24 protein-coding genes are annotated in these 24904 nt (G+C 44.9%); 13 read left to right on the top strand and 11 right to left on the bottom strand.

Annotated features, from left to right (window positions below):
- Nucleotides 1–23: 23 nt before the first annotated feature.
- Together FTU03_RS01515 and ubiG are read right to left on the bottom strand one after the other, a co-directional pair.
- Nucleotides 24–713, bottom strand: coding sequence for an HAD family hydrolase (locus FTU03_RS01515; RefSeq protein WP_159124176.1), 690 nt, complete (start codon nucleotides 711–713; stop codon nucleotides 24–26).
- The gene (gene ubiG / locus FTU03_RS01510) at nucleotides 710–1438 is read right to left on the bottom strand and encodes a bifunctional 2-polyprenyl-6-hydroxyphenol methylase/3-demethylubiquinol 3-O-methyltransferase UbiG (protein ID WP_179991892.1); all 729 of its coding nucleotides are present in this window, start codon (nucleotides 1436–1438) and stop codon (nucleotides 710–712) included. Before ubiG ends, FTU03_RS01515 begins: the two co-directional genes overlap by 4 nt.
- A gap of 226 nt (nucleotides 1439–1664) precedes the next feature.
- Between ubiG and FTU03_RS01505 the strand changes: the two genes are divergently transcribed.
- Complete coding sequence (locus FTU03_RS01505) at nucleotides 1665–2282, top strand: thiol:disulfide interchange protein DsbA/DsbL (RefSeq protein ID WP_004781380.1); 618 nt, start codon at nucleotides 1665–1667, stop codon at nucleotides 2280–2282.
- Nucleotides 2283–2380: 98 nt separating this feature from the next.
- Here the strand turns inward: FTU03_RS01505 and FTU03_RS01500 are convergent, their stop codons facing one another.
- On the bottom strand, nucleotides 2381–3010 hold the full coding sequence (locus FTU03_RS01500; protein ID WP_179991893.1) for a TetR family transcriptional regulator: 630 nt from the start codon (nucleotides 3008–3010) through the stop codon (nucleotides 2381–2383).
- Between the two features lie 194 nt (nucleotides 3011–3204).
- Here FTU03_RS01500 and rph point away from each other — a divergent pair, with 194 nt between their 5' ends.
- Entirely contained in the window at nucleotides 3205–3921 is a 717-nt protein-coding gene (rph, locus tag FTU03_RS01495; protein WP_004781384.1) for a ribonuclease PH, read from the top strand.
- Between the two features lie 357 nt (nucleotides 3922–4278).
- Here rph and nadC read toward each other — a convergent pair whose 3' ends face one another.
- Nucleotides 4279–5124 (bottom strand): carboxylating nicotinate-nucleotide diphosphorylase, encoded by an 846-nt coding sequence (gene nadC / locus FTU03_RS01490; protein ID WP_034704010.1) that lies wholly within the window; start codon nucleotides 5122–5124, stop codon nucleotides 4279–4281.
- Nucleotides 5125–5305: 181 nt separating this feature from the next.
- Here nadC and ampD point away from each other — a divergent pair, with 181 nt between their 5' ends.
- Nucleotides 5306–5878 carry a 1,6-anhydro-N-acetylmuramyl-L-alanine amidase AmpD gene (gene ampD / locus FTU03_RS01485; protein WP_179991894.1) on the top strand — a complete coding sequence of 191 codons (573 nt, stop codon included), beginning with the start codon at nucleotides 5306–5308 and terminating at the stop codon, nucleotides 5876–5878.
- A gap of 77 nt (nucleotides 5879–5955) precedes the next feature.
- Nucleotides 5956–7506, top strand: a complete 1551-nt coding sequence (murJ, locus tag FTU03_RS01480) for a murein biosynthesis integral membrane protein MurJ (protein WP_171505608.1) — start codon at nucleotides 5956–5958, stop codon at nucleotides 7504–7506.
- Nucleotides 7507–7590: 84 nt separating this feature from the next.
- Here murJ and FTU03_RS01475 read toward each other — a convergent pair whose 3' ends face one another.
- Complete coding sequence (locus FTU03_RS01475; RefSeq protein WP_004647174.1) at nucleotides 7591–7749, bottom strand: DUF1328 domain-containing protein; 159 nt, start codon at nucleotides 7747–7749, stop codon at nucleotides 7591–7593.
- 192 nt (nucleotides 7750–7941) lie between these two features.
- Between FTU03_RS01475 and FTU03_RS01470 the strand changes: the two genes are divergently transcribed.
- Entirely contained in the window at nucleotides 7942–8394 is a 453-nt protein-coding gene (locus FTU03_RS01470) for a YcgN family cysteine cluster protein (RefSeq protein WP_004781392.1), read from the top strand.
- A 43-nt stretch (nucleotides 8395–8437) separates the two neighbouring features.
- Here the strand turns inward: FTU03_RS01470 and FTU03_RS01465 are convergent, their stop codons facing one another.
- Entirely contained in the window at nucleotides 8438–10570 is a 2133-nt protein-coding gene (locus FTU03_RS01465; RefSeq protein WP_179991895.1) for an EAL domain-containing protein, read from the bottom strand.
- A gap of 267 nt (nucleotides 10571–10837) precedes the next feature.
- Between FTU03_RS01465 and FTU03_RS01460 the strand changes: the two genes are divergently transcribed.
- Nucleotides 10838–12112 (top strand): replication-associated recombination protein A, encoded by a 1275-nt coding sequence (locus tag FTU03_RS01460; RefSeq protein WP_179991896.1) that lies wholly within the window; start codon nucleotides 10838–10840, stop codon nucleotides 12110–12112.
- Between the two features lie 267 nt (nucleotides 12113–12379).
- Here the strand turns inward: FTU03_RS01460 and purC are convergent, their stop codons facing one another.
- Genes purC through dapA form a run of 3 tightly spaced genes read right to left on the bottom strand, consistent with a single transcriptional unit; the run spans nucleotide 12380 to nucleotide 14655 of the window.
- Entirely contained in the window at nucleotides 12380–13099 is a 720-nt protein-coding gene (purC, locus tag FTU03_RS01455; protein WP_004781395.1) for a phosphoribosylaminoimidazolesuccinocarboxamide synthase, read from the bottom strand.
- A gap of 38 nt (nucleotides 13100–13137) precedes the next feature.
- On the bottom strand, nucleotides 13138–13743 hold the full coding sequence (locus FTU03_RS01450; RefSeq protein ID WP_034703997.1) for a lipoprotein-34 precursor (NlpB): 606 nt from the start codon (nucleotides 13741–13743) through the stop codon (nucleotides 13138–13140).
- Between the two features lie 12 nt (nucleotides 13744–13755).
- A complete protein-coding gene (gene dapA / locus FTU03_RS01445; RefSeq protein ID WP_125278859.1) occupies nucleotides 13756–14655 on the bottom strand; it encodes a 4-hydroxy-tetrahydrodipicolinate synthase in 900 nt (299 codons plus the stop codon).
- Nucleotides 14656–15383: 728 nt separating this feature from the next.
- Between dapA and mhpT the strand changes: the two genes are divergently transcribed.
- The 3 genes from mhpT to FTU03_RS01430 all read left to right on the top strand — a co-directional run bounded on the left by mhpT (nucleotide 15384) and on the right by FTU03_RS01430 (nucleotide 18534).
- A complete protein-coding gene (gene mhpT, locus FTU03_RS01440) occupies nucleotides 15384–16589 on the top strand; it encodes a 3-(3-hydroxy-phenyl)propionate transporter MhpT (protein WP_179991897.1) in 1206 nt (401 codons plus the stop codon).
- Nucleotides 16590–16822: 233 nt separating this feature from the next.
- Nucleotides 16823–17452 carry a bifunctional nicotinamidase/pyrazinamidase gene (gene pncA / locus FTU03_RS01435; protein ID WP_159124185.1) on the top strand — a complete coding sequence of 210 codons (630 nt, stop codon included), beginning with the start codon at nucleotides 16823–16825 and terminating at the stop codon, nucleotides 17450–17452.
- 107 nt (nucleotides 17453–17559) lie between these two features.
- On the top strand, nucleotides 17560–18534 hold the full coding sequence (locus tag FTU03_RS01430; RefSeq protein ID WP_166137546.1) for a bile acid:sodium symporter family protein: 975 nt from the start codon (nucleotides 17560–17562) through the stop codon (nucleotides 18532–18534).
- A 76-nt stretch (nucleotides 18535–18610) separates the two neighbouring features.
- Here the strand turns inward: FTU03_RS01430 and FTU03_RS01425 are convergent, their stop codons facing one another.
- Entirely contained in the window at nucleotides 18611–19864 is a 1254-nt protein-coding gene (locus tag FTU03_RS01425; protein ID WP_159124187.1) for a hypothetical protein, read from the bottom strand.
- 77 nt (nucleotides 19865–19941) lie between these two features.
- Here FTU03_RS01425 and serB point away from each other — a divergent pair, with 77 nt between their 5' ends.
- The 3 genes from serB to FTU03_RS01410 all read left to right on the top strand — a co-directional run bounded on the left by serB (nucleotide 19942) and on the right by FTU03_RS01410 (nucleotide 22535).
- Nucleotides 19942–21162, top strand: a complete 1221-nt coding sequence (serB, locus tag FTU03_RS01420) for a phosphoserine phosphatase SerB (protein WP_179991898.1) — start codon at nucleotides 19942–19944, stop codon at nucleotides 21160–21162.
- Nucleotides 21163–21579: 417 nt separating this feature from the next.
- Entirely contained in the window at nucleotides 21580–21915 is a 336-nt protein-coding gene (gene aciT, locus FTU03_RS01415; protein ID WP_034703185.1) for a ciprofloxacin tolerance protein AciT, read from the top strand.
- 140 nt (nucleotides 21916–22055) lie between these two features.
- Nucleotides 22056–22535 carry an SCP2 sterol-binding domain-containing protein gene (locus tag FTU03_RS01410; protein ID WP_004281258.1) on the top strand — a complete coding sequence of 160 codons (480 nt, stop codon included), beginning with the start codon at nucleotides 22056–22058 and terminating at the stop codon, nucleotides 22533–22535.
- Between the two features lie 100 nt (nucleotides 22536–22635).
- Here FTU03_RS01410 and dtd read toward each other — a convergent pair whose 3' ends face one another.
- The gene (dtd, locus tag FTU03_RS01405) at nucleotides 22636–23076 is read right to left on the bottom strand and encodes a D-aminoacyl-tRNA deacylase (protein ID WP_004281259.1); all 441 of its coding nucleotides are present in this window, start codon (nucleotides 23074–23076) and stop codon (nucleotides 22636–22638) included.
- A 227-nt stretch (nucleotides 23077–23303) separates the two neighbouring features.
- Here dtd and FTU03_RS01400 point away from each other — a divergent pair, with 227 nt between their 5' ends.
- On the top strand, nucleotides 23304–24818 hold the full coding sequence (locus FTU03_RS01400; RefSeq protein ID WP_179991899.1) for a catalase: 1515 nt from the start codon (nucleotides 23304–23306) through the stop codon (nucleotides 24816–24818).
- Nucleotides 24819–24904: the final 86 nt, after the last annotated feature.

Below are 24904 nucleotides of genomic sequence, written 5' to 3'. Positions count from 1 at the left end.
AGTGTCTTCAGTAGTTTCAGGAATCAAGACAGGACACTTGGCTCGCTCAAGACCAGTTTTTGAATGTGCTGGTGTAACTCATTCACTGTGTTCACTATATAGTCGGCTTGCCAAGCTGTTAAGTCATCTTTGTATTGCAGTGGTAAATAACCGTATGCTGCCAGTATGGTGTACATCTTGGCATTGCGGCCGGCATCAATATCCCGTGGATGGTCACCGACATAGATACAGTCTTCTGCAGCCAGCTGTAACTGCTGGGCAGCCAGATACATTGGCTCCGGATCTGGCTTGGTTCGAGTTACATCTTCCGGACAGACCAGTACGGCACAGCGCTCGGTCAGGTTTAAAGCTTTGAGTAAAGCTTCGCTCAACCAGCGCGGTTTATTGGTTACGATTCCCCAAGGGATATCATTTTCCTCTAATTCTTCAAGTAGAGGATACATTCCGCTGAACAGGTCTGTATCCACAGCAATATCTGCACCATACATATCCAGAAAACGCTGGCGATGATTCAAAAACACTGGATCTTCCAGTTGCAATTCCGGATAGACCAATTTGACCATAGCGCGGGCACCTTCTGAAACCTGGGTACGGATCAGATCAGCTTCTACCACGTCACGGCCGGCTTCACGGCACATATGCTGGATAATCCGGATAAAGTCAGCCGCGGTATCAATTAAAGTACCATCCAGGTCGAATAGAACAGCCTTCATTGGGCGGCCTCTTGCGTGTTTTCTTTAACGGTGTACACCATATAGTTTACATCGACATTCGGTGCCAGCCAGTAACGCTTGGTCAGCGGGTTATAATGCAGGCCAGTCATATCTTTCAGTTTTAAACCGGCATTACGGATGTCGTGCGCCAGTTCAGACGGCTTGATGAATTTGCTGTAATCATGTGTACCTTTGGCCAGCATACGCAGGATATATTCTGCACCAATGATCGCGAACAGATAAGATTTTGGATTACGGTTAATGGTCGAGAAGAAGACATGGCCACCAGGTTTGGCCAGTTTATAACAGGCCTGAATAATAGAGGCTGGATCAGGTACATGTTCCAGCATTTCCATACAGGTAACCACATCGTATTGGCCGGCCTGTTCTTCTGCGAGTTGCTCTACTGGAATCTGACGGTATTCAATATTGTTGACACCTTCCTGCTCGGCATGGATGCGGGCCACATTCAGTGGTGCTTCACCCATATCAATGCCCAGCACCTGAGCGCCACGGCGTGCCATGCTTTCTGACAGGATGCCCCCACCACAGCCTACATCCAGCACTTTTTTGCCGCTCAAGCCACCGGCATGTTCATCAATCCAGTTGAGACGCAGTGGATTGATCATATGCAATGGGCGGAACTCGGAATGCTGATCCCACCATATAGCTGCAAATGCTTCAAACTTGGCAATTTCTTGTGGATCAACATTCAATTGCGACATCGGTGTCACCTCAATCAGTCGTGATTATTTAAAATTTAAGTTCGCCCAGAGGCGGTATAAACAGATTTAACTTCTTGTAAATCAGTACACTTGTTTAGTGTAGCGATTCTGGAAAAAAAAGCGATAAAAGCTGTAAAAAAGTTCACAGAATAAAAACGAAACCGGCATAATTACTTTATAGTGAAGCCATAAATTAGACATAATGATTTAGAGGACGATAATCCTAATGAAAAAATTTATTTTAGGCACTGTAGCCGCATCTGTTTTGGCATTTTCTGGCAGTGCAATGGCCGCCAACTTTGTAGCAGGTCAAGACTATCAAGTCCTGGCGAATCCAGTAAAAGTTGAAAAGCCGGGGAAAATTGAAGTCCGTGAATTCTTCTGGTATGGCTGTGGTCACTGCTATTCTCTTGAACCACACATGCAAAGCTGGTTAAAAAAATTGCCTAAAGATGTACGCTTTGTACGTACTCCAGCCGCGATGAATCCGCTATGGGAACAGGCAGCTCGTGCGTATTATGTGTCTGAAGCTCTAGGTGTTCGTCAAAAAGCGCATTTGCAGCTATTTCATGATATTCATGCCAAGAAACAGCCAATTCTGGAGCAGGCTCAATTGGCCAAGTTCTATACCCGTTATGGTATTTCTGAAGCGAAATTTAATACCACTTATAAATCATTCCCGATTTCTTCAAAAATCGCACAGGCCAAAAATCTGGCTGCGACTTATCAGTTAAGCGGCGTACCAGCGGTAACCGTAAATGGTAAGTATGTAGTTCAGGGCGATGATGCCAAAGTGGTTCAAGTGGTGAATTATCTGGTTGAAAAAGAGCGTAAAGCTAAATAACACCAGATCTGCATGAATCTAAAAACCCGCAGCTATATGCGGGTTTTTTATGTCAGGATAAAATTGAATTGTAAAATAGATTTCACTCAGATGAGATCTCAGGCTTGAGATAAAATTCCACGAAATAACAGTTCTAACTGCTTTAGGCTTTGCGCTTTGAAGTCATTTATCCGAGTTTGTCGCAGTTCGGGATCAGGCTGTGCCTGAAGCTGAATCCAGCCCATAGCCCAGTTCAATGCAAGAGGAACCAGGATCTGTGCCAGTGCGGTTAATTCGGCTGGAGAAGGAGATTGCTGGATGGCTGGAATCTGTTCCAGGGTATGCCGCAAATCTTGGGTCAGATAATGAATTTCCCGCTCAATGCCTTGTCTGAGGATGTTTGAACCGCCCCAACGTTCGGCACTGACAAATGTCCAGGCTTCAGGGTGGGCATCAACTGCCTGAAAAAACAGTTCGATTTTGGCTGAAAGCTCATCCAGAGAAAAATCTGCAGGTCCTAACTGATTCAGCACACCTTTGAGATGAATTGAAACCTGATCCAGAAGTTCTAGTCCCAACTGATCCATATTCTGAAAGTGTCGATAAAATGCGGCAGGTACTAGTCCGACTTCATGAGTGATTTCGCGCAGGCTGATGCTGCTAAAGGCATGGCCACGGCTGCTCAATGCCAAGGTAGCATCGAGGAGGGCCTGACGGCTTTGTTGCTTGCGTTCTTCACGTAAAGACATAGGGATTTTCCTTCGGCAGATCTGCAGTTTAGCAAAAAACACCTGTCTATCGCAGTAGCCCCAATGGACTGAAAAATCTATACAAGCAAGGCGTGTCCAGTGATTTTGTAAATGATCTGTCCTCTGTTCCAATCTTGGCGGAGGCTTCTGTTATACTGAGCCGCAATTATTTTTAGTCAACAGCAGGACCTATTATGCGTATCGACCAACGAGCATTAGATCAATTACGTGAAGTGAAAATTACCCGTAACTATACACGTTATGCGGAAGGTTCCGTATTGGTTGAATTTGGTCATACCAAAGTGCTGTGTACTGCCAGTGTGGACAGCTCTGTACCACGTTTCCTGAAAGGTCAGGGCCAAGGCTGGGTAACAGCAGAATACGGCATGCTGCCACGTTCAACACATACCCGTAGTGATCGTGAAGCTGCTCGCGGCAAACAAAGTGGCCGTACTCAGGAAATCCAGCGTCTGATCGGTCGTAGCCTACGTTCAATGGTCGACCTGAAAAAACTTGGTGAAAATACCATTACCATTGACTGTGACGTGATCCAGGCAGATGGTGGTACCCGTACTGCATCAATTACGGGTGCAGCCGTAGCATTGATTGATGCCATGAACGTATTGCTTGAGAAAAAGAAAATTAAACAGGACCCACTTAAAGGTCTGGTAGCAGCCATTTCTGTAGGTATTTTTAAAGATGAAGTCTTGCTGGATCTTTGCTATGAAGAAGATTCAAACTGTCAGACTGACTTGAATGTCGTGATGACTCAGGCAGGTGAATTTATTGAAATCCAAGGTACTGCTGAAGATAAGCCATTTACCCGTGAGCAATGCAATGACATGCTGGCCATGGCTGAAAAAGGGATTCAGGAACTGATCAAGAAACAGCAAGAAGCTTTGGGCTGGTAAGCTTTTCAAGTTGTAAAAAACGCATCTTCGGATGCGTTTTTTATTGTACCTACACATTGCCTGACAAAAAATGAACAGGATCTGTCTACTGTGTAACCTCTGTTTTAAGCGATGATCTTTTAACCAAATCTCATTCAGAGGGGTATAACATGAAAATATGGTTAATGGCATTTTCAGTATTTGCTGTGCTGGGTTTAACTGCCTGCGATTCGAATTCTCGTGATAAAAACCGCGATGGTGCAAATATGGAACGGAAGTGATACCAATTAACAGAGTAGAGGCCATTCAACCTCTATGATTTATATCCTTGAGAATAAGAAAAAGGGTGCTGTGGCACCCTTTTTTAATAATAAGACTTTAACCATTAAAACGCATCGACAGGTCAATGGCTTTGACATCTTTGGTCAGTACGCCCATCGAAATATAATCTACGCCTGTACTCGCCACTTCACGTAAGTTATCAATGGTGATATTGCCTGAAGCTTCCAGTTTACAGCGACCAGCCACATGTTTAACGGCATCAATCATTTGCTGCTGACTGAAATTATCCAGCATCACGATATCAGCCTCGGCTTCTAGGGCCTGATTCAGTTCATCCCAGGTTTCAACTTCCACTTCAACTGGTTTACCCGGTGCAATCTGGTGGGCCATGGCAATCGCCTGGCGAATGCCGCCGGCTGCCATAATATGATTTTCTTTAATCAAAAAGGCATCGAATAGGCCCAGACGGTGATTCTGACCACCACCGACAGCAACAGCATATTTTTGGGCAATACGTAAGCCTGGCAGCGTTTTACGGGTATCTAAGAGCTTGGTATGCAGACCGTCCAACTCTTTGACATAGGTTGCTGTTTTGGTCGCAACTGCAGACAGCGTCTGTACAAAGTTCAGGGCAGGGCGTTCTACAGTCAGTAGGCTACGTGCAGAACCGGCCAGTTTTAGAAAAGCTTCATTGGCAGCGACATGATCGCCGTCATTTTTTAGCCAGATCACTTCTACACTCGGATCATAGGCCTGAATCAGGGCATTGACCCAAGGCTGACCAGCAAGAACCATTGCTTCACGGCTAATAATCGTGGCAGTCGCCTGTTCATCTTCAGGAGTCAGCAGGGCAGTAATGTCACCATCGCCAATATCTTCGGAGAGTGCCTGTTGAATATTGATCTGAATCGACTGTTCTAGCAAAGCCTGAGATATGCTCATGAGTATTTCCGTATCTTTTTTAGCCGTGAAAAATTGTGCGTTATCTTAACACCGTTACATTAAAATGAGCGATTTTTCATACAGCCTGCCGGGATGAATTGAGATTTGCCTATGAAAGTTTTAGCATTAAGCCGGCTGCAATCCTGATATTGCAGATTTTATTTTTGTACAGGACAGTTTTATGCAACAGGCAGCTGAGTTTCAAATCCAGGACGGGCAATTGCTCGGGGCGCGCCAGATCCCTTCTCCAAATTTTAATCAGCGGCCTGAATATACCGACATCCAGTTACTGGTAATCCATAACATCAGTCTGCCGCCGTCACAGTTTGGTGGTGGCTATATTGAACAGTTTTTTCAGAATCAGCTGGACTGGTCAGTGCATCCGTATTTTCAGACTATTGAAGGCATGCAGGTGTCGGCGCATCTGCTGATTTTGCGTTCTGGTGAAGTGCTGCAGTTTGTGAATTTCAATGACCGAGCCTGGCATGCAGGTCGTTCCAGCTATCTGGCCAAAAAAGAATGTAATGATTATTCCATCGGGATTGAACTGGAAGGCAGTGATGACCTGCCGTTTGAACAGGCACAATATGATGCCTTGGTCAAAGTCACCGCCTGTTTGCAAGACTATTATCCAAAAATGCAGCAGCATATTGCCGGACATTCGGATATTGCACCGGGACGTAAAACCGATCCGGGACCATATTTTGACTGGTGTGCTTTTCGTGCCCAGTTACAACATTATAAGAACCCATGACCCTTCAGGAAGTCATGTGATTAAGCAATGAACTTCTTTTGCAAGTTTCATTACAATAGGCCCAAATTAATTATTAGGTGAATAGGATGGCGCTTTGGCGTTCGACCGTAATTGTCAGTGCGATGACCATGTTGTCGCGGGTTCTGGGATTGGTCCGGGATGTGGTTTTACTGAATGTATTCGGTGCCGGTAAAGATTTCGATACCTTCGTGGTGGCATTTCGTATTCCAAACTTTTTCAGACGGCTGTTTGCAGAAGGGGCATTCTCCCAAGCCTTTATTCCGGTACTGACTGAATATAAGACCAGTCGCACCCATGCAGAAGTGCAGATCCTGATCAGCCGGGTCTTTGGCTGTCTGGCTACCTTCATGACCACCCTGACCATGATTGCCATCATTGCTGCACCGGTGATCATGTATATCTATGCGCCAGGGTTTCATGGCGATGAAGCAAAGTTTGCGCTGGCCACAGACATGTTCCGTCTGACCATTCCCTACCTGCTGTTTATGTCATTAACGGCTTTTGCCAGCAGTATTCTTAACAGTTATGGCTCTTTTAGTACGCCAGCCTTTGCTCCGGTTTTATTGAATATTGCCATGATTGCCGGTGCGCTCTGGCTCACTCCTTTTATGGCAGAGCCGATTATGGCGCTAGGCTGGGCCGTCGTCATTGCCGGGATTTTGCAGCTGGCAATCCAGATTCCAGAGTTATGGCGTAAAAACCTGCTGATTCCACCGAAAGTGGACTTCAAGCATGAAGGGGTGGATCGCATCATGAAACTGATGTTACCCGCTTTGTTTGGTGTATCTGTCACCCAGATTAACCTGTTACTGAATACGGTTTGGGCTTCTTTCATGCAGGACGGTTCAGTGTCGTGGTTATATAGTGCTGAACGCATGACCGAGTTGCCATTGGGTCTGATTGGCGTGGCAATTGGTACCGTGATTCTGCCGTCTTTATCCACACAGCATACAGAAAAGAATCCGGAAAAATTCCGCGACATGATGGATTGGGCAGCAAAAGTCATCGTGCTGGTGGGTCTACCAGCCAGTATTGCCTTGTTCATGCTGTCAACACCGATTATTCAGGCATTATTTGAACGCGGACAGTTCACTTTTGAAGATACCCAGATGACGGCGCTGGCATTGCAATGTATGAGTGGCGGTGTGATTGCTTTTATGCTGATTAAAGTCTTTGCTCCCGGCTTCTATGCCCAGCAGGATACTCGTACACCGGTACGCGTCGGTTTAATGGCGGTAGCAGCCAATGCGATTCTGAACGTGATCTTTATTGGTTTCTTTAAGCTGATTCATTGGGAAGCGGAGCATATGGCACTGGCACTGGCTTCGACCGGTTCAGCCATGGTCAATGCGGGTCTGCTGTATTTTTATCTGCATCAACGCAATATTTTCCGTTTTGGCGCACACTGGAAAAAAATCTTTATGCAATTCATGTTTGCCAATGTGGTGATGATTGCAGCCTTGGCCTATGCACTGAGCTGGTACAATGGTGATGTATCACAGTGGATGCGTGTACTGGAAGTGCTGATTTTATGTGTGGTAGGAGTCGTGGCGTATTTGGCCGCATTGGTCGCTGCTGGTTTCAGACCACGCCATATCAAACCATAATTCATTTTGGGCGCATAAAAAAACAAGAGCCAAATGGCTCTTGTTTTTTCTGTAGGAAACTTTTTCTTAAGCAGAACTCAGTCGCTAGACCTTGCCGCGAGAAAGGAAACCAACAATGGCAAGAATAACGGCAATCACCAATAAGATAATTGCGAAATCCTTAGATAAGCCTGCTACTCCACCGAAACCAAGTAGACTGGCAATCAAGGCAATCACAGCAAAAATAATAGCCCAGCGAAACATATCAATTCTCCATGTGTTTTTATTCTCAAATCCAGTATAGGAATATTCGATTTTGGGCACTGTTAGTGTTTTGTTGATGTACTGTCTCTGATTTAACAATAGTTTACGTGATATTAATAAGATTCACGTCCCTACATTTCCTTTGTTGAGACTTGGTATAATAAGCTGATTTTTACCATAGCCGTTTTGATTATGTCTGATGCCTTACGTCCATACTTCTGGAAAAAATATAGTCTCACTGAGCTGACGCCAGAAGAATGGGAAGCGCTTTGTGACGGTTGTGGGCTTTGCTGCCTGATCAAGCTGGAAGATGAAGACACCCATGAAGTTGCCTATACCAAAGTGGCTTGCAAATTACTGGACTGCAAAACTGCCCGCTGTTCGGATTATCCGAACCGGCTGCAATATGTGCCGGATTGTATTCAGCTAACACCTGAGAAACTGGACACCATTCACTGGTTGCCATCAAGCTGCGCCTATCGCCGAGTTGCTGAAGGGAAAAGCCTGCCATCCTGGCATTATCTGAAGACGGGTTCACGACAAAGCGTGATTCAGGCCAAAAAATCCGCTGCTGGTCGCTGCTTAAGTGAAGTCGATATTGATGAAGATGAAATTGATGAATATATCGTGCGCTGGGTGCGCTAATGATTATCGCAATCCAACCCCGTCAAATGATTAAATAAAAAAATTAAGCTGCCTGTTGTAGCAGTTGCTGTGCTGAAGACCCGGACATAGGACGATAAAAATAAAAACCTTGTCCGATCTGGCAATCACAATTGATCAGCGTGTCCAGTTGTTCAGTATTTTCAATGCCTTCGACCAATACATCCAGAGAAATACTGGAACCAATCTGGGTAATGGCTTTGACAATGGCCAGCGCAGACGGATCATTGTTCATGCGTTCTACAAAGTTGCGATCAATCTTGATGCAGTCGACCGGATATTCCTGCAAACGGGTCAGGGAAGAATGACCGGTACCGAAGTCATCCAGAGAAATATGAATTCCATGTTTTTTCAGCAGGTTCAGTGCCCGGATCACATAATTGGCTCCGCCTTCAGACAAGCTCTGCTCGGTAATTTCCAGCTCAACCTTATGCGCAGGAATATCGAATCGGGACAGACGAGCCAGAAATTTCTCAGCATAGTCATCGCGCAGGAATTCAACTGGAGCTGCATTGATTGAAATTGGCAGAATATCCAGACCTTCGGCCTGCCAGCGGCTCATATCCTCAAAGACTTTTAGCTGCATGGTTTCACTGATGCGCGAAGCCAGATCATAGTCCTGGAACGCTGAAAAAATATGAGAGGGTAACTGGATCTGATGCTGTTGATCCTGCCAACGCAATAAGGCCTCAAAACCAATCACCTCACCATCGGAGAGACGGACCTTAGGCTGATAATAAGGAATGATCTGATCCGCATGAATAATCTTGCGTGCCAGCGTCAGTTGTTTGGTCATGTTTTCCAGTGATCTGAACATCTCCTGATTAAACATGCGAATCCCGCCACGACCACTATTTTTCAGATCATTCAGGGCAATATCGGCACATTTCAGCAGGTTGGAACTATTCTGGGCATCACGCGGATAAACGGTACAACCAATACTCATGCCGATACTCATACGATGGCCGACATAACTCACTGGTTGTTCTAGTTGAGCATAGGCCAGTTGTGCGGTATTAATCAGCTGGGCTTCGTTTTCCAAGTTTTTGACCAGAATGGCAAACTCATCTCCACCGAGACGGGCAACGACTATATTGTTGGAGCCAAAACAGGCCTGAAAACGCTTGCCCAAGACATGCAACAAATGATCTCCGGCAATATGACTCAGGGTGTCATTGATATGCCGGAAATAGTCCAGATCGATCAGGAGCAGGCCAACCATCATTTGCTGTTGCTTGGCTTTTAGCAGCACCTGTTTAAAGGTCTTATAAAAGGCATTGCGGTTATACAGTCCGGTCAGCTCATCACGCTGAATTACGGCTTTTAAACGGCTTTCGGCTATTTTTTGCTGACTGATATTACGTGAAACACACAGAATATTTTGGGGAATATTATTTTCGTCCAATACCGGAGTCAGCAAATGATCCCAATATTCTGGGTCCTGATTCTCTGTCTGGGCTTTTTCTACAAAACGGCTATTTAAGCCTTGAGCAGCCTGTTTTAAAGCGCGCTGTCCGGTCTTTTTAACCTCGGCTGGTAACAGGCTTAACCATGAATGCGGGGCAGGCTGCTGTTCAGGATCAATCCCTAACTTATGACAGGCTGACTGATTGATATGACGGATCTCGCCTTGTGGAGACATCACTTTAATACAGTCGACACTGGCATCCAGCATGTTTTTCTGGGTAGAAATGACCTGAGACAGTTGTTGCTGAATCTCAAAATATTCATGGATGTCCGTCAGTGATACCGACCATTGCAGCAGATGTTCCGCGGTATGCTGAAACTTAATAGCCAAGGCACACATACGGTAGCTGGAATCAGCCGATTTAATCCGGCACTGGGTATTAAAGCCTTGTTGCTGATTCAGGGCAGCATGCCATTGCTTAGAAAACGCTGGTTGATCATCTGGATGAATCAGGCTTTGCCATTCTTTAGGACCATATTTACTTAAATTGGTGCCTAAATAATCCGAAAGTGCCTGATTAAAATATTCAATATTATCTTTGCCCAGCACCCAGAGTGGATGTGGCACATCATTGATTAGGTCCTGTAATAATCTGAATTTTGCCTGTTGCTCATTAGAAGATTGTATCGAGGTTGAAATAAGCGACTCAGCGCATTCTGCAGTTGTTCGTCTAGATTTATTATGCTTCATGCATCCCCACCGATACCACCCAAAGAGCATCCAATCAGTTGCTCAAGTCCATTCTAATTAATATGAGACAATGTGAAATTTACAAGGTTATTCACCTGTAATTAATCATGTTCTATTTATCTACTTTTCATAAGATTAATCCATTCATTGTAAAAAAAATAGAGCTTTCTTACATAAATTAAATTTTTCTCATAAATGTTTGAAATATTGGAATCAAAACTACCGGTGTTAGAATGAAAGCAGAATTTAATTTGAGCCAATAATAAGATGTCAGACAGTCATATCCCGCTTCCAGAACGCTTGCGGCCTCGCGACCTTACAGAAATTATCGGGCAGGATCACTTGCTTGGAGAGAATGCACCTCTACGTCAAATGATTGACCAAGGGCATTTACCATCGATTATCTTCTGGGGGCCACCTGGAGTAGGTAAAACCACAATTGCTTTGCTACTTGCCCAAGCGGTGGACCGGCCATTTATCAGCCTGTCTGCACTTAATACTGGTGTGAAGGAGTTGCGTGAAGTCATTGCAGAAAGTGGTGATCTGCTGACGCCCGTGGTGTTTATTGACGAGATTCACCGTTTTAATAAATCCCAGCAGGATGCACTGCTGAATGCCGTCGAAAAAGGCAAAATTACCTTGATTGGTGCGACCACAGAGAATCCGTCTTTTGAAGTAAATAGTGCCTTGCTATCACGTTGTCAGGTCTATACCTTAAATGCGCTGAGTGATGAAGCGATTCAGACTTTACTGACTCAGGCGATTCAGACTGATAAATTTCTGCAGGAACGCTATATCCAGATCGAAGAATTTGACGCCTTATTGCAGTTTGCCGCAGGGGATGCACGTAAAGCCCTCAATCTACTGGATCTGATTGCCAGCACTTTTGAGGCAGACCAGGAAAATATCATTACCAATGCGATTGTGGTCAAAGTCGCACAGCAGAATATTGCCCGTTATGACAAGTCTGGCGAGCAGCACTATGATCTGATTTCGGCCTTCATCAAGTCGATTCGTGGCAGTGATCCGGATGCTGCCCTGTACTGGATGGCACGCATGCTCAAAGGCGGTGAAGATCCGGTCTTTATTGCCCGCCGTATGCTGATTGCGGCATCAGAAGATATTGGCAATTCCAATCCGAATGCCTTGTTGCTGGCGGGCGAATGTTTCCGCTCAGTTCAAGCGATTGGCATGCCGGAATGCCGGATTATTCTGGGACAATGTGCGGTTTACCTGGCGACCAGTGCCAAAAGTAATAGTACCTATCTCGCCATTAACAAGGCGATGGATCTGGCTGAAAAAACGGCCAATTTGCCAGTGCCTTTACATCTACGTAATGCACCGACCAAAATGATGAAAGAGCAGGGCTATGGGGTAAATTATCTGTATCCGCACAACTATCCGGAACATTTTGTCCTGCAAGATTACCTGCCGCCTGAGCTGAAAGGCACCAAGCTGTACGAATCGGCACGTAATAAGCGTGAAGTAGAAGGCGAACGTCTGCAACAACGTCGCTGGCAGCAGGAACAACAGCAGCAATAAGCAAAAAAAAGCCCAATTCAAGGAGAATTGGGCTGAAATAGGATGTCTTGGGGGAGATACATCCTAGAGGGTAAGGGTATAAATCTGGTCAGCAACATCAGATGGATTGCATCTGCTGGGGATGTTGCTGGGATGCAGTAATATTAAGGCATGCATTGAATAATGTAAAAACGATCATTTTTATTAATAAAATTCATTTTTTCGATCATAAGATTAGACAATAAAAAACCGGGCTATTAACCCGGTTCTTTGAAGCACTATTAGTGCTTAGATATCTTCAAGATTGATACCTAAACGTGCTGCAACTTCTTCGTACGCTTCAACCACGCCGCCTAGGCCTTGACGGAAACGGTCTTTATCCAGTTTTTTCTTGGTGTCTTTATCCCATAGACGGCAACCGTCTGGAGAGAATTCGTCACCCAGTACGATACGGTCGTGGAACACACCAAATTCAAGTTTAAAGTCAACCAGAAGCATATTACCCGCTTCGAATAATGCTTTAAGCACATCGTTCACTTGGTAAGTCAGTTCTTTCATTTTTGCCAGTTGTTCAGCAGTCGCCCAACCTAAAGCAATCGCTTGAGATTCGTTCACCATTGGATCGCCTAGCGCGTCATCCTTGAAGAACAATTCGAATGTAGGAGGAGTTAATTCTTTACCTTCTTCTACACCCAGACGACGGCATAAAGAACCCGCAGCATAGTTACGTACCACACATTCTACTGGAATCATTTTAAGTTTTTTCACTAATACTTCAGTTGGTGTCAGCAGTTTCTCAAAATGAGTTTCAATACCAGCAGCAGCCAGCTTTTCCATGATGAAGGCGTTAAAACGGTTATTCACCTTACCTTTACGATCCAGTTGTTCGATTTTTTCGCCATTGAATGCGGACGCATCGTCACGAAAAACTAAAATCAGGTGGTCTTCACTGTCCGTGGTATAGACAGATTTCGCTTTACCAGTATAGAGCAAGGTTTGTTTTAACATGAGGGAACCTTCTACAAAAAAAAATGCCTAGAAAATGTCTAGGCTGGCCAATTTTGGTAAATCTGGTTTAACAGTTCTGCTGCTTTTTCGCGGTCGGCAAAACTGTTATCGGGATTAAACACAGCCAGGGTGTTACTCGAACCTGCGGGAGAGAGTCTTAAAACATAGGTTTGCTGATCAACCTGAATCGTTACTTCATAACGATCTTTATTTTGACCAACGATAGAATGGTTAAGGCTGCTAAGCGTGGCAAGAGTGTATTGCCATATTGTAGCAGCATTTCCATCAATTTTGAGCAGTGGATTTTGATTTCCGTCAGTGACTAATTGCGGCTTTCCTGAAAAATTTTCTTGAGTTTCATCTGCTTGAGTTGAATTTACTGGCTGTGCAGTAGGGCGTGGCATCGCAAAGCGGTTACCACGCTGATTTTCAAGTTTTGGTGCATTTTCCAGGGCAAGCGGATCCACTGTCGGAGCAGGGTACAAAGGCGTTGCAGGACGAACCATTGACCCTTCAGGATATTGCAATGGTTGCAGCGTGGTTGTTTCTTTATAGTCCAAGGTACCGTTTTTAAAGGCCATTGAACTACAACCTGCTAAACTGAATACTGAAAGTGCCAGGGTAAGTCCTAAACGTAATTGCATAATCGTTGCTCTTTATTTAATGACGCTCGCTTCTACAAGTGCCTCATGAAGCGGAGCGCGATATTGTTCTGCAAGTGGTGTTAATGGAAGGCGAATACCTGTACCAATTAAGCCCATATCATGGAGAGCCCATTTCACAGGAATTGGGTTTGATTCGCAAAATAGAATATTGTGTAAATTTGCAACCTGAGCATTGAGCTCTTCAGCACGTGCAGCATCGCCTGCAATGGCTGCAGCACATACTTCACTCATGACTTTTGGTGCAACGTTGGCAGTCACAGAAATATTGCCTTTGGCACCATGACCCATTAACTCATAGGCAGTTGCATCATCACCTGAGTAAACGGTCATGTTTTTACCTGCCAGACCTTCAATCAGGGCAGCACCACGGGCTACATCACCTGTTGCATCTTTAATGCCCACGATCTGTGGAATATCTGCCAGACGGATCACGGTTTCATTAGCCATATCCACGCCAGTACGGCCTGGAACGTTATAAAGAATTTGAGGTAGGTCAACCGCTTCAGCAATGGCTTTATAATGCTGGTATAAACCTTCCTGAGTCGGTTTGTTGTAGTAAGGAGTAACCAGCAGGGCAGCATCAGCGCCAAGTTCTTTGGCTTCCTGAGTCAGCTCGATTGCTTCACGAGTCGAGTTTGCGCCTGTACCGGCAATGATAGGAATACGTTTGTTGGCAACACGAATGATTTCTTTGATCACTTGAGTGTGCTCGCTCATGCTGAGCGTTGATGCTTCACCAGTAGTACCTACAGCCACAATGCTGTTAGTGCCTTCTGCAATATGCCACTCAACCAGCTTCTCGAGACCCTTCCAATCTACGCTGCCATCTTCAAACATGGGGGTGACGATTGCGACAATGGAACCCTGAATGGTCTGTGCTTGCTGAGTCATTTTAAAAAACTATCCTATTTGTCCATCCGAAGAGAATGAGAAAACATATTTGGGATGGGTTTGTATTTTGATTTGTAGCAAATTCAATAGATTTGCACTGAATTGAATATTGCTTATGCAAATTATGACTGATCAAACGCATAAGAACAATATGCTTTAGTAAAAGCCACTGAATTCTTTATACAAAGCCTCTAGGCAACAATCAAGTTTTAATCGTTATGATTTTTTGCTGTCCAAATCATCCTTTATCCTCCAGCAGGATGAAAGCTAATGAATTCATTTTTTCAGGAAAAAATACACAGAATAAGTCACTTAAGTGAATTAAATAGATTTAGAAAACATTCTTTTATGGTGTTTTAGGGGAGTATTAATATTTATATTCGATGAATTAAGAGCTAAAATATATCGAATAATAAACCTCATTTATGAGGAATAAAAAGCAAAAATGCCTGAACTAATCTTTTTTTCGTATTAGTGATCGGCCCCGAATTTTTCTCACTGTTGAATTTCCGAGTTTGATGTATAAGTCTAAATCCAAAAATACTGGGATTTTAATACTTCTCATTAATTGCTTTTTTGACTTTATCGAACAGCATCTTAAAGTCATCAATTTTCTGGATTTTTCAGTATATCCGAGCAAATTGTTCAACTTATTGGTAGTTAATTCTATTTGAGCGCTCATAGATGATGGCCTCTCTTTTGAACGCTGATTGAACAAGGATATTCCAATGGAAAAATCAGACAATAAGCACGCGATCATCACGGTAGGGATCTGCTTTCTGATCGCTGTGATTGAAGGCCTGGATATTCAGGCTGCCGGGATTGCCGCTGCTGGTATTCGTGAGCACTTTGGTCTGGATAGCTCACAATTGGGTGTGTTTTTTAGTGCAGGGATTCTGGGCTTATTGCCTGGTGCACTGGTCGGTGGTCGATTCGCGGACCGTATTGGTCGTAAGAAAGTTTTAATCTGGTCAACCGCAATTTTTGCACTATTTACCTTATGTACCGTGTGGGTGAACAGTTTCCACAGTTTGCTGGCAGTTCGTTTTCTGGCGGGTGCGGGTCTTGGCGGTGCAATGCCAATCTTAATCACGCTGGCTTCTGAAGCCGTGGCTCCACAAAACCGTGGACGTGCCGTGGGCCTGATGTACTGTGGTATGCCAGTCGGTGCAGCAATCTTGTCTTTAATCGCAGCAACTGAATTCGGTGCAAACTGGAAAAATGTTTTTTACTTAGGTGGTTTATTACCCATCATCGTGATTCCACTGATGATGTTGTGTCTGCCTGAATCTAAAGAATACTTAAAGACACAAAACAAGACAGCCGCAGAACGTGCAGCATCTCCTCAGGGTTCATTCAAGGATCTGTTTAACTCTGACAACTTGCTTCGTACGCTTTGCATCTGGGTCAGCTACTTCTTCACCCTGATGGTGGTGTACATTATGTTGAGCTGGTTGCCATCATTGTTCATGGAACTGGGCTTCACCCGTAAAGATGGTTCAACTGCACAGTTCTACTTTATGGTGACTGCAACGATTGGTACTGTGATTTTGGGTATGCTCACGGATCGCCTGAAAAAAGCCTATGTGATCCTGTTGATGTATGGCGGTATCCTGGCGGGTCTATTGGCACTCAACGGTGCAAGCTCACTTGAGCAAATGTACATGGCCGCAGCACTGGCAGGTGCCTTTGTGATTGGCTGTCAGGGTGTACTCTATGCCTTCGGTAGTATCGTTTACCCAACTGAAGTACGTGGTACAGGGGTAGGTGTTGCTTCCGCAGTTGGCCGTATCGGCGCCATGCTTGGCCCTGCAATTGCGGGTCAGCTACTGACAGCAGGCTTCGGTGCAGCAGGGGTGATCTCGGCAGCGATTCCATGTATCGTAATCTCTGCGGTATGTATGCTACTCCTGGTCAGCCGTACCAAGGTTTAAAAATAAAAAGATGAATATCCGAAAAGCCTGCACTGATGCAGGCTTTTTATTTTCCAGTATCAGTTCAGCTTAAGACAAATTCTTTCTATGTTTTGGAGAGCAATAGCTTTTACAGTTAACTCATCATGCGTTTTATCAGAATGCAGAGTCATTCTATTTTTACCTAAAGGGCTAAAAATTTTCTTTAGTTTTAAGCTATGCTTGGATGCAAACTCAGATTTCAAGGGATGAAAATGATGCAAAATGCGGCGCTGATTGTGGTGGATGTACAAAAAGGATTTACCCCAGGTGGAAATCTGGCTGTTACCAATGCCGATCAGATTATTCCGAATATCAACCGATTGGGGCAGTACTTTCAGAATATTGTGCTGACTCAGGATTGGCATCCGGCAGAGCATATCTCCTTTGCAGACAATCATCCTGCTCAAGCAGCCTATGACACGATTCAGCTGGATTATGGTTCTCAGGTCCTTTGGCCGAGTCATTGTGTACAAGGGACTGAGGATGCTGAATTCCATCCGGAGCTGAACCTTCCGCAAGCTCAACTGATTATCCGCAAAGGCTTTCATCAAAATATCGACAGTTACTCCGCCTTTATGGAAGCTGATCAAAAAACCAGTACCGGTCTGGCCGGCTATTTACGTGAGCGCGGTATTGATACCGTATTCATCGTGGGTATCGCGACTGATTTTTGTGTGGCCTGGACTGCGATGGATGCCTGCAAACTCGGCTTTAAGGCCTATGTCATTGCGGATGCCACCAAAGGTATAGACCTGAACGGTTCGCTACAACATGCCTGGCAGGACATGCTGGCACAGGGTGTAAAACGGATTTATCTGAAAGATATTATTAATGCTGCCTAAGCGCTAACTTAAGGCGATTAGGGCCATTTGCCATTATGCAATGGTTTGTTTACTTTGAGGCATCCACAGATGCCTTGATTTCTTTTTCATGACACTTGGATTTTCCCATGTCAGCACTTCTTCAATTTAGCCAGTTTGTCCAAAAGACCTTTGCTCTATGGGTCATTCTGTTTTCAGCCATTGCCTTGATGCTGCCGGATCTTTTTGTCTGGTTACGCGCCTATATTCCCTGGATGCTGGGTCTGATCATGTTCGGCATGGGCATGACCATGACGCCAGGTGATTTTAAAAGTATCTTGCAAAGTCCCAAGGCCGTTGCGATTGGGGTCGTAGCTCAGTTTATGGTGATGCCAGGGTTAGCCTTTTTGCTCTGTCAGCTATTCCAGCTTCCGGCTGAAATTGCGATTGGTGTGATTCTGGTGGGCTGCTGTCCAGGTGGCACGGCATCTAATGTGATTACCTATATGGCCAAAGGCAATACGGCCTTGTCTGTGGCGTGTACTTCGGTATCAACTTTATTGGCACCGCTTTTGACTCCGGCAATTTTTTATCTGCTGGCCAGCCAATGGATTGAAATTAATGCCTTATCTATGCTGATTTCGATTCTACAAGTGGTGCTGTTTCCAATCATTTTAGGTTTGATTGTCCGTGCCCTTCTAAAAACCAAGGTAGAAGGCTATATCCAAGTAATGCCAGTAATTTCGGTGATTGCCATTGTCGCAATTGTGGCGGCCATTATTGCTGGCAGTAAAACCCAGATTCTGGAATCCGGGTTAATGATTTTGGGTCTTGTGGCTTTACACAATGGAATGGGCTACTTATTGGGTTATTGGGCAAGCCGAATATTGAAACTGGCAGAAATCGATTGTCGCGCGGTTTCGATTGAAGTGGGAATGCAGAATTCTGGTTTAGGGGTAGCGTTGGCTGCGACCCATTTTGCCGCGTCTCCCATCACTGCGGTTCCAAGTGCTATTTTCAGCCTATGGCATAACATTTCTGGACCCGCCTTGGCGACGTACTGGGCCGCTAAAAGTAAGACAATTGAATCTGCATCAGCACAAGATACTTCCGCAGATAGATAACATCCTGACTGCTGAAGATTTTATTTCTCTCATATAAAAAGCCCGATATTCAATCGGGCTTTTTGCTTTCTGTGACTTAGGACGCTTTAGACTGTTTCGATTTGAGAATCTCGGTTCTGAAGCTTTGCGCTAGTTCAGCACTTTCCGCATCCATCCCATTGACCACAAAGGCATGACGGGTCAGAACATTGGTCGGATTTGGCATGCTGACCAGCTCAAAGTGGTCCGCGATTTGTTTCAACAGGGCATTAGGAACATGCAGTGCACTTTCCTTAGCGACTAGTTGCTGAACCAGACGTTCTGCAGCCTGAACGGAATTAAGCTGCATTTCTTCAACGGCTGAAGAAATTGCGCTACGTGTCTGCAGGACAAAACGTTTTTCTTCGCGATAACGCTTATACAGGACTTCTGAAAGCAACTGGAATACTGAACTGATCATGGTCAGACAGGCGAGGGCATCTGGCTTCTCTGCCGCAATACTGATACTGGCACCTTTTTCATCAAACTTGTGTACGGTACAAATATCCGTGCTGTTCAGTTTGTAGTGCTGGATGCACAGTTCAGTAGCTTTGTTCAGGAAAATCTGGCACAGATTGAAATAAGGAACCGATACCGTCTTATTCACACTATCTAGCAACTGTTTTGGATCATAGAACTGAATGTTCAAGCTCAGGCTATCGGTATCCAGGACCACAGGTTTACTGTCTTTTTCTTTCGGTTTGTTTTTCAGGGCTTGCTGTGCCTGGGCAATGGCGAGGGCAGCATTATGCTTTTCCTGTTCTAATGCCTGAGTTAAAGTCTGAATCTCGAATTTCAGTCGCGATTCATTATTGATACGTGCCAGATACTCGGTACGGCTTGGACGCGCTACCGCACGATAACCGACCCAAAGCAAACCATGAATAATGAAAGAGAACAGAATGGCAAGCCATTGAGTCCGGAGAATTTCACCAATACTTGGCTCAATCAGGGTGATTTCAATCACACCGACTTTTTTCTCGTTTTGCAGGGCATCACGGACAAAAACTTCCCCATCACGGGTCTTGGTCAGCCCACCAGTGGCTAAAACCTGACCATTCGCATCCAGGATACGAATTGAAGCAACGCTTGGGTTAGTCGCATAACGGTTGGCCAGAAGTGCCAGAGAAACGCGGTTCGCCGGTTCAAGCTCCGCCAGGCTGTCTGTGACCAGTTGGCTCGTCATGAGCTGTCCCTGGTTGGCACGGTTATCATTCAGTTGGTGAGTCGTTGCCAATACCAGTAAAAAGGTATGCAGAGCAAAACTTACAATCAGTAGGCTAGCAAATAGCCCTTGTCTAGGCGCATTCAACGTAAACTTCCAAGGCAATTCTGTTCAATTTCGATTATGATTCTAACAATAGTTGTAGCTCAGACCCGAGTCAATTCATGCGAGAAATCATTCTTATATCATTCTTAGGACCCGACCAGCCTAATCAATTTACACGATTAATGCAGGTTTTGTCCGCTCATTCCTTACAGATTCTAGATGTGGGGCAAGCGGTCATTCATAATCAACTGACCTTAGGTATTGTTGTATCGTCTGATGACCAAACTGCAACAGCATTAGCCATGAAGGAAATCCTGATTCTAGCACATGATATCGGGTTAACAGTGCGCTTTAAACCAATCTCTGCTGCTGAATATGAACAGTGGGTAAGAGAGGGCGGCCGCATGCGTTATATCGTAACGGCATTGGCCCCGGAATTAAATGCCTCTCATCTGCAAGCCGTGACCCAGATTGTGTCGAGTCAGGGCTTCAATATTGAAACCGTAACCCGTCTTTCTGGCCGTCCTGAGCTGGATGGTTCCAATACTGGCCCTAAACGTGCCTGTGTACAGTTTGGTCTGAAAGGCCAGATGCTAGATGCAGCAGCCATGCGTGCAGCCTGCTTAAGCCTGTCGAATAACCTGAATGTCGATGTGGCAGTACAGGAAGATAATGCTTACCGCCGTAACCGTCGTCTGGTCTGCTTTGACATGGACTCGACCTTGATCGAGCAGGAAGTCATTGATGAGCTGGCGATCGAAGCTGGTGTCGGTATCCAAGTCTCTGAAATTACTGAACGCGCGATGCAGGGCGAGCTGGACTTCCAGCAAAGTTTCCGTGCCCGTGTTGCTTTATTAAAAGGCATGGATGCATCGGTATTGCCAAAAATTGCTGAGCGTCTGACCGTGACTGAAGGTGCAGAACGCCTGATTTCCACCCTGAAAGCACTGGGCTACCGTACCGCAATTCTGTCTGGTGGATTCCAGTATTTTGCAGAATATCTGCAAGCCAAACTGGGAATTGATGAAGTTCATGCCAACGTTCTGGATGTGCAGGATGGCGTGGTGACAGGCGAAGTCAAAGGTCATATTGTGGATGGCGCACGCAAGGCTTTATTGCTCCGTGAAATTGCCGACAATATGGGAATTTCTCTGGAACAGACCATTGCTGTAGGTGATGGTGCCAACGACCTGCCAATGCTTTCAATTGCGGGCCTAGGTGTGGCTTTCCGTGCCAAGCCTTTGGTTCGTCAGAATGCCAATCAGGCCATTTCCAGCGTGGGTCTGGATGGTGTGCTCTACCTGCTCGGTGTACATGATAAAGATCTGAGCCGCGCGTAACACATAGCTTTTCGGTGAAATCCAACGCGGCCTTAGGGTCGCGTTTTTTTATATTTTTAGCTTAACTTTTATCGAGGGACGGCGCAGCTTGTCTATAAATACCCCGATCATCTTAAACGGAAAATATTTTTTTTAAGTCGATGAAAGGGCATATGATTTTGTAATGACACGCCAACATCGACGCAGCAATTGATCCACAAATACTGTGAAAATAAAAAATGTAATGACAAAATAATATCGCGACAGAGTATGTCGTAAGGGGAGAAAACAGGACTTTTTTTATGCAAAAAACTCAGCATAATGCATGCATAGAGATACAAATCAACACATTCCATTTTATTGATTTAACGAAATTCAATAGGTAGGACGGTTGCAATATCAAGCATACACACTATCCTTTTGGATGGAGGGGTTTATATGGTAACAGCGAATCTAGCAACTCTCGTAGGCTTTAGTTTAGTCGCCGCGGCTGTGCTTGCTGTTTTCTTCTCGCCTTATCGTCGCTGGTTAAGTTTTATGGCTGCGGGAATGCTGGCCTGGGGCCTGATCGAAGTGATTCGAGTAGGTACTCAAGCCTTGTTTGAGCTCCCGATGACATATAGCTATCTGACAGCTTTAACGGCCGTGATGGTCGTAGTGACCTTACTGTTATTGCGTGAAGATCGACGTGCAGAGCGTGCTTTGGCTAAACGCCGTTATATCGAACATACACCAGTGTATGAAGATGACCAGCAGCAGCTATCTAGCCGTTAAGTTCTCTAATATCAGCGAAATAATGCACCTGCGGGTGCATTTTTCGTTTAGAAATATGATACAAAGTCCTGCATCTGCCTGGCTTTGATCTATGCTAGGATATTTGTCAATTTTCGTACAATTAGAATAGGCATAATTCCATGAAACTGTCCTCCATTCCTGTGCTCAAACTTCCTCTGGTTGACCTCAGTACCGATCCACTTGATTTGCTAGTCGCAGGTCTTGCATTACGTATGAAGCAGTTAGCACGTACCAGCCCGAAATTTATTGAATTGGTACATGAACGCCAGTTCCGTATTCAGATTGGAACAGATGAAGGAATGGCACGTCAGATCGTTGTGAATAATGGTCATATTGATACTGTTTCAGGTGATGCAGAAAAAGCTGATTTTGTACTGCAATTTGCTGACAGTGAACAGGGCGTAAAAACGTTGCTCAAAGGTGATCCGACTGCATTCATGACCGGTATGCAAAGTGGCACGATTAAAATGGAAGGTGATTTTGGTCTGCTGGTCTGGTTTAACCAGGTTGCGAAAATGATTCCGCCTAAACTGCCAAAACCGGTCAAAGAAAAAGTGAAAATGGCACGCCAGTTTATTAAAGAGAAAACTGGTAAATAACTCCTAATCCCCCTGCTTTAATTAAAGGAGGGGCTAGGGAAGGATTATCATAAAAAAGCCCTCATCAAGAGGGCTTTTTTCATTTTGGAACAATGACGGTTTATTCAACTTCCAGATTAAACGTTACCGGCCCATCATTGACCAGATGCACTTTCATATCGGCCGCAAAAATACCGGTTTGTACATTTTCGAACTGGCTCTGCGCATATTCAACCAGCTGTTCATACAAGACCTTGGCATCGCTTGGCGGCATGGCGGGACCAAAATCCGGACGTAAGCCTTTTTGAGTTTGCGCCATCAAGGTAAATTGGGACACTAGCAGTAAACCGCCACCGGCCTGACTGACATTCCAGCCCATCTTGCCCTGCTCATCATCAAAGAAACGGTATTTCAATATCTTATCAATCAGTTTTTTGCCTTTTTCAAGATTGTCTTCTTTACCTAAACCTAGAAAAACCAGAATACCTTTACCAATTTCTCCGGTGGTTTCACCATCGACCACGACTTTGGCTTCCAGTACCCGTTGTAATAATGCACGCATAATCAATTTTAGTCAGATTCAAAATTGCCGCCATTGTAGCAAGATCAGACTCATCTGTTATTAAGTTAATGTCTAAAAAATGGGCTTAATTGATTGATTAGCATTGATAATATTTTAGACTATCTAAAAACACGATCATAATCATAAAAATTATCTGTTTTATCTATTTTTTGCTCTCAAGTATCTTAGCTGCATGCAGGAAAGGTATTAAATTGAGAGATTTAGAAATGTTTAAGCGTTCATTACTTGTTGCAATGCTTGCAACGGTGACAGCTGCACAAGCTGCACCATTAACCAAAGATAACGGGGCACCAGTCGGTGATAACCAGAACTCGATCACTGCGGGTCCACAAGGTCCAACTTTGCTGCAGGATGTACAACTGGTTCAAAAACTGCAACGTTTTGGCCGTGAGCGCATTCCTGAACGTGTCGTACACGCACGTGGTACGGGTGCTTATGGTGAATTCGTTACGACGAAAGATCTGTCTGATTTAACAATTGCTTCTTTATTCAAGGCCGGTACCAAAACTCCAGTTTTTGTGCGCATGTCTACCGTCATTCATGGTAAAGGTTCACCAGAGACCCTACGTGACCCGCACGGTTTCGCCATCAAATTCTATACCCAGGAAGGTAACTGGGACTTGGTCGGTAACCAGACACCAGTCTTCTTTATCCGTGATGCGATCAAATTCCCGGACTTCATCCACGCGATGAAACCAAGCCCCGTCACCAACGTACAAGATGCCAACCGTGTGTTTGACTTTCTGTCTAGCCAGCCTTGGGCAACCAACATGCTGACTTATGTTTATGGCAAGCAAGGTGTCCCAACCAGCTACCGCGAACAGGACGGTTTTGGTGTACATGCCTACAAACTGTATAACGACAAAGGCGAATACAAGTACGTGAAATTCAACTTCCGCTCTAAACAGGGCGTGAAGGGCTTAAATGTCAAAGAAGCGGCTGCGCAACAAGGTAAAGATTTCAATCACTTGACCAATGATCTTTATAACAACATCTATGCAGGTAATTTCCCGAAATGGGATCTGTATATTCAGGTGCTTGATCCTAAAGATCTGAACAGCTTTGATTTCGATCCGCTAGACCCAACCAAAATCTGGCCAACCAAACTGGTTCCAGAAGTGAAAGTCGGTACATTGACACTCAACCGTATGCCGAAGAACTTCTTCAATGAAACTGAACAGGCTGCATTTGCACCAGGTAATCTGGTCCCAGGTATCGAACCATCTGAAGACCGTTTGCTTCAAGGCCGTATCTTCTCTTATTCAGATACACAAATGTACCGTCTAGGTGCGAACCATCAGCAAATTCCGGTAAACCGTCCTGTGGTGAATGTGAACAACAATAACCAAGAAGGTCACATGAATGTGTCTGAACGTGACTCTGATGTGAACTACGAGCCAAGCCGTAAAGAGCCAAAACCGGCGACTGAAAAAGCGCGTGCAGTTGAAACACCATTGACTGGTCATGTGCAACAGATCGGTACTAAAGAGCAAAACTTCAAGCAAGCAGGTGACTTGTACCGTTCATATACTGCCAAAGAGAAAGATGACCTGATCATGAACCTGGCGGCTGATCTGGGCAATGTCAAAGATTCAGAAACCAAGCACATCATGTTGTCTTACTTCTATAAGGCAGATGCTGACTACGGTATGCGCATGACTAAAGCTGTAAATGGTGACATCGCCATCGTTAAAGCCAAAGCTGCAAAATTAAAAGACTAATCCCGATTGGTCTTGAGGAACTGGTGACTAGGGCATAGCGCATCACCTCCAAAAAGTCCTGTAATACTCCAAACCTTTCCTGCACC

This window comes from Acinetobacter sp. YH12046 (assembly GCF_013419905.1).
Lineage (GTDB): Bacteria > Pseudomonadota > Gammaproteobacteria > Pseudomonadales > Moraxellaceae > Acinetobacter.
This window is presented reverse-complemented; position numbering and strand designations above follow the sequence as displayed.

What these genes read in the sequence shown, in the direction of transcription:
- FTU03_RS01515 (WP_159124176.1), bottom strand. Translation starts at nt 713, where the DNA reads ATGAAGGCTGTTCTATTCGACCTGGATGGTACTTTAATTGATACCGCG.
- ubiG (WP_179991892.1), bottom strand. Translation starts at nt 1,438, where the DNA reads ATGTCGCAATTGAATGTTGATCCACAAGAAATTGCCAAGTTTGAAGCA.
- FTU03_RS01505 (WP_004781380.1), top strand. Translation starts at nt 1,665, where the DNA reads ATGAAAAAATTTATTTTAGGCACTGTAGCCGCATCTGTTTTGGCATTT.
- FTU03_RS01500 (WP_179991893.1), bottom strand. Translation starts at nt 3,010, where the DNA reads ATGTCTTTACGTGAAGAACGCAAGCAACAAAGCCGTCAGGCCCTCCTC.
- rph (WP_004781384.1), top strand. Translation starts at nt 3,205, where the DNA reads ATGCGTATCGACCAACGAGCATTAGATCAATTACGTGAAGTGAAAATT.
- nadC (WP_034704010.1), bottom strand. Translation starts at nt 5,124, where the DNA reads ATGAGCATATCTCAGGCTTTGCTAGAACAGTCGATTCAGATCAATATT.
- ampD (WP_179991894.1), top strand. Translation starts at nt 5,306, where the DNA reads ATGCAACAGGCAGCTGAGTTTCAAATCCAGGACGGGCAATTGCTCGGG.
- FTU03_RS01475 (WP_004647174.1), bottom strand. Translation starts at nt 7,749, where the DNA reads ATGTTTCGCTGGGCTATTATTTTTGCTGTGATTGCCTTGATTGCCAGT.
- FTU03_RS01470 (WP_004781392.1), top strand. Translation starts at nt 7,942, where the DNA reads ATGTCTGATGCCTTACGTCCATACTTCTGGAAAAAATATAGTCTCACT.
- FTU03_RS01465 (WP_179991895.1), bottom strand. Translation starts at nt 10,570, where the DNA reads ATGAAGCATAATAAATCTAGACGAACAACTGCAGAATGCGCTGAGTCG.
- FTU03_RS01460 (WP_179991896.1), top strand. Translation starts at nt 10,838, where the DNA reads ATGTCAGACAGTCATATCCCGCTTCCAGAACGCTTGCGGCCTCGCGAC.
- purC (WP_004781395.1), bottom strand. Translation starts at nt 13,099, where the DNA reads ATGTTAAAACAAACCTTGCTCTATACTGGTAAAGCGAAATCTGTCTAT.
- FTU03_RS01450 (WP_034703997.1), bottom strand. Translation starts at nt 13,743, where the DNA reads ATGCAATTACGTTTAGGACTTACCCTGGCACTTTCAGTATTCAGTTTA.
- dapA (WP_125278859.1), bottom strand. Translation starts at nt 14,655, where the DNA reads ATGACTCAGCAAGCACAGACCATTCAGGGTTCCATTGTCGCAATCGTC.
- mhpT (WP_179991897.1), top strand. Translation starts at nt 15,384, where the DNA reads ATGGAAAAATCAGACAATAAGCACGCGATCATCACGGTAGGGATCTGC.
- pncA (WP_159124185.1), top strand. Translation starts at nt 16,823, where the DNA reads ATGATGCAAAATGCGGCGCTGATTGTGGTGGATGTACAAAAAGGATTT.
- FTU03_RS01430 (WP_166137546.1), top strand. Translation starts at nt 17,560, where the DNA reads ATGTCAGCACTTCTTCAATTTAGCCAGTTTGTCCAAAAGACCTTTGCT.
- serB (WP_179991898.1), top strand. Translation starts at nt 19,942, where the DNA reads ATGCGAGAAATCATTCTTATATCATTCTTAGGACCCGACCAGCCTAAT.
- aciT (WP_034703185.1), top strand. Translation starts at nt 21,580, where the DNA reads ATGGTAACAGCGAATCTAGCAACTCTCGTAGGCTTTAGTTTAGTCGCC.
- FTU03_RS01410 (WP_004281258.1), top strand. Translation starts at nt 22,056, where the DNA reads ATGAAACTGTCCTCCATTCCTGTGCTCAAACTTCCTCTGGTTGACCTC.
- dtd (WP_004281259.1), bottom strand. Translation starts at nt 23,076, where the DNA reads ATGCGTGCATTATTACAACGGGTACTGGAAGCCAAAGTCGTGGTCGAT.
- FTU03_RS01400 (WP_179991899.1), top strand. Translation starts at nt 23,304, where the DNA reads ATGTTTAAGCGTTCATTACTTGTTGCAATGCTTGCAACGGTGACAGCT.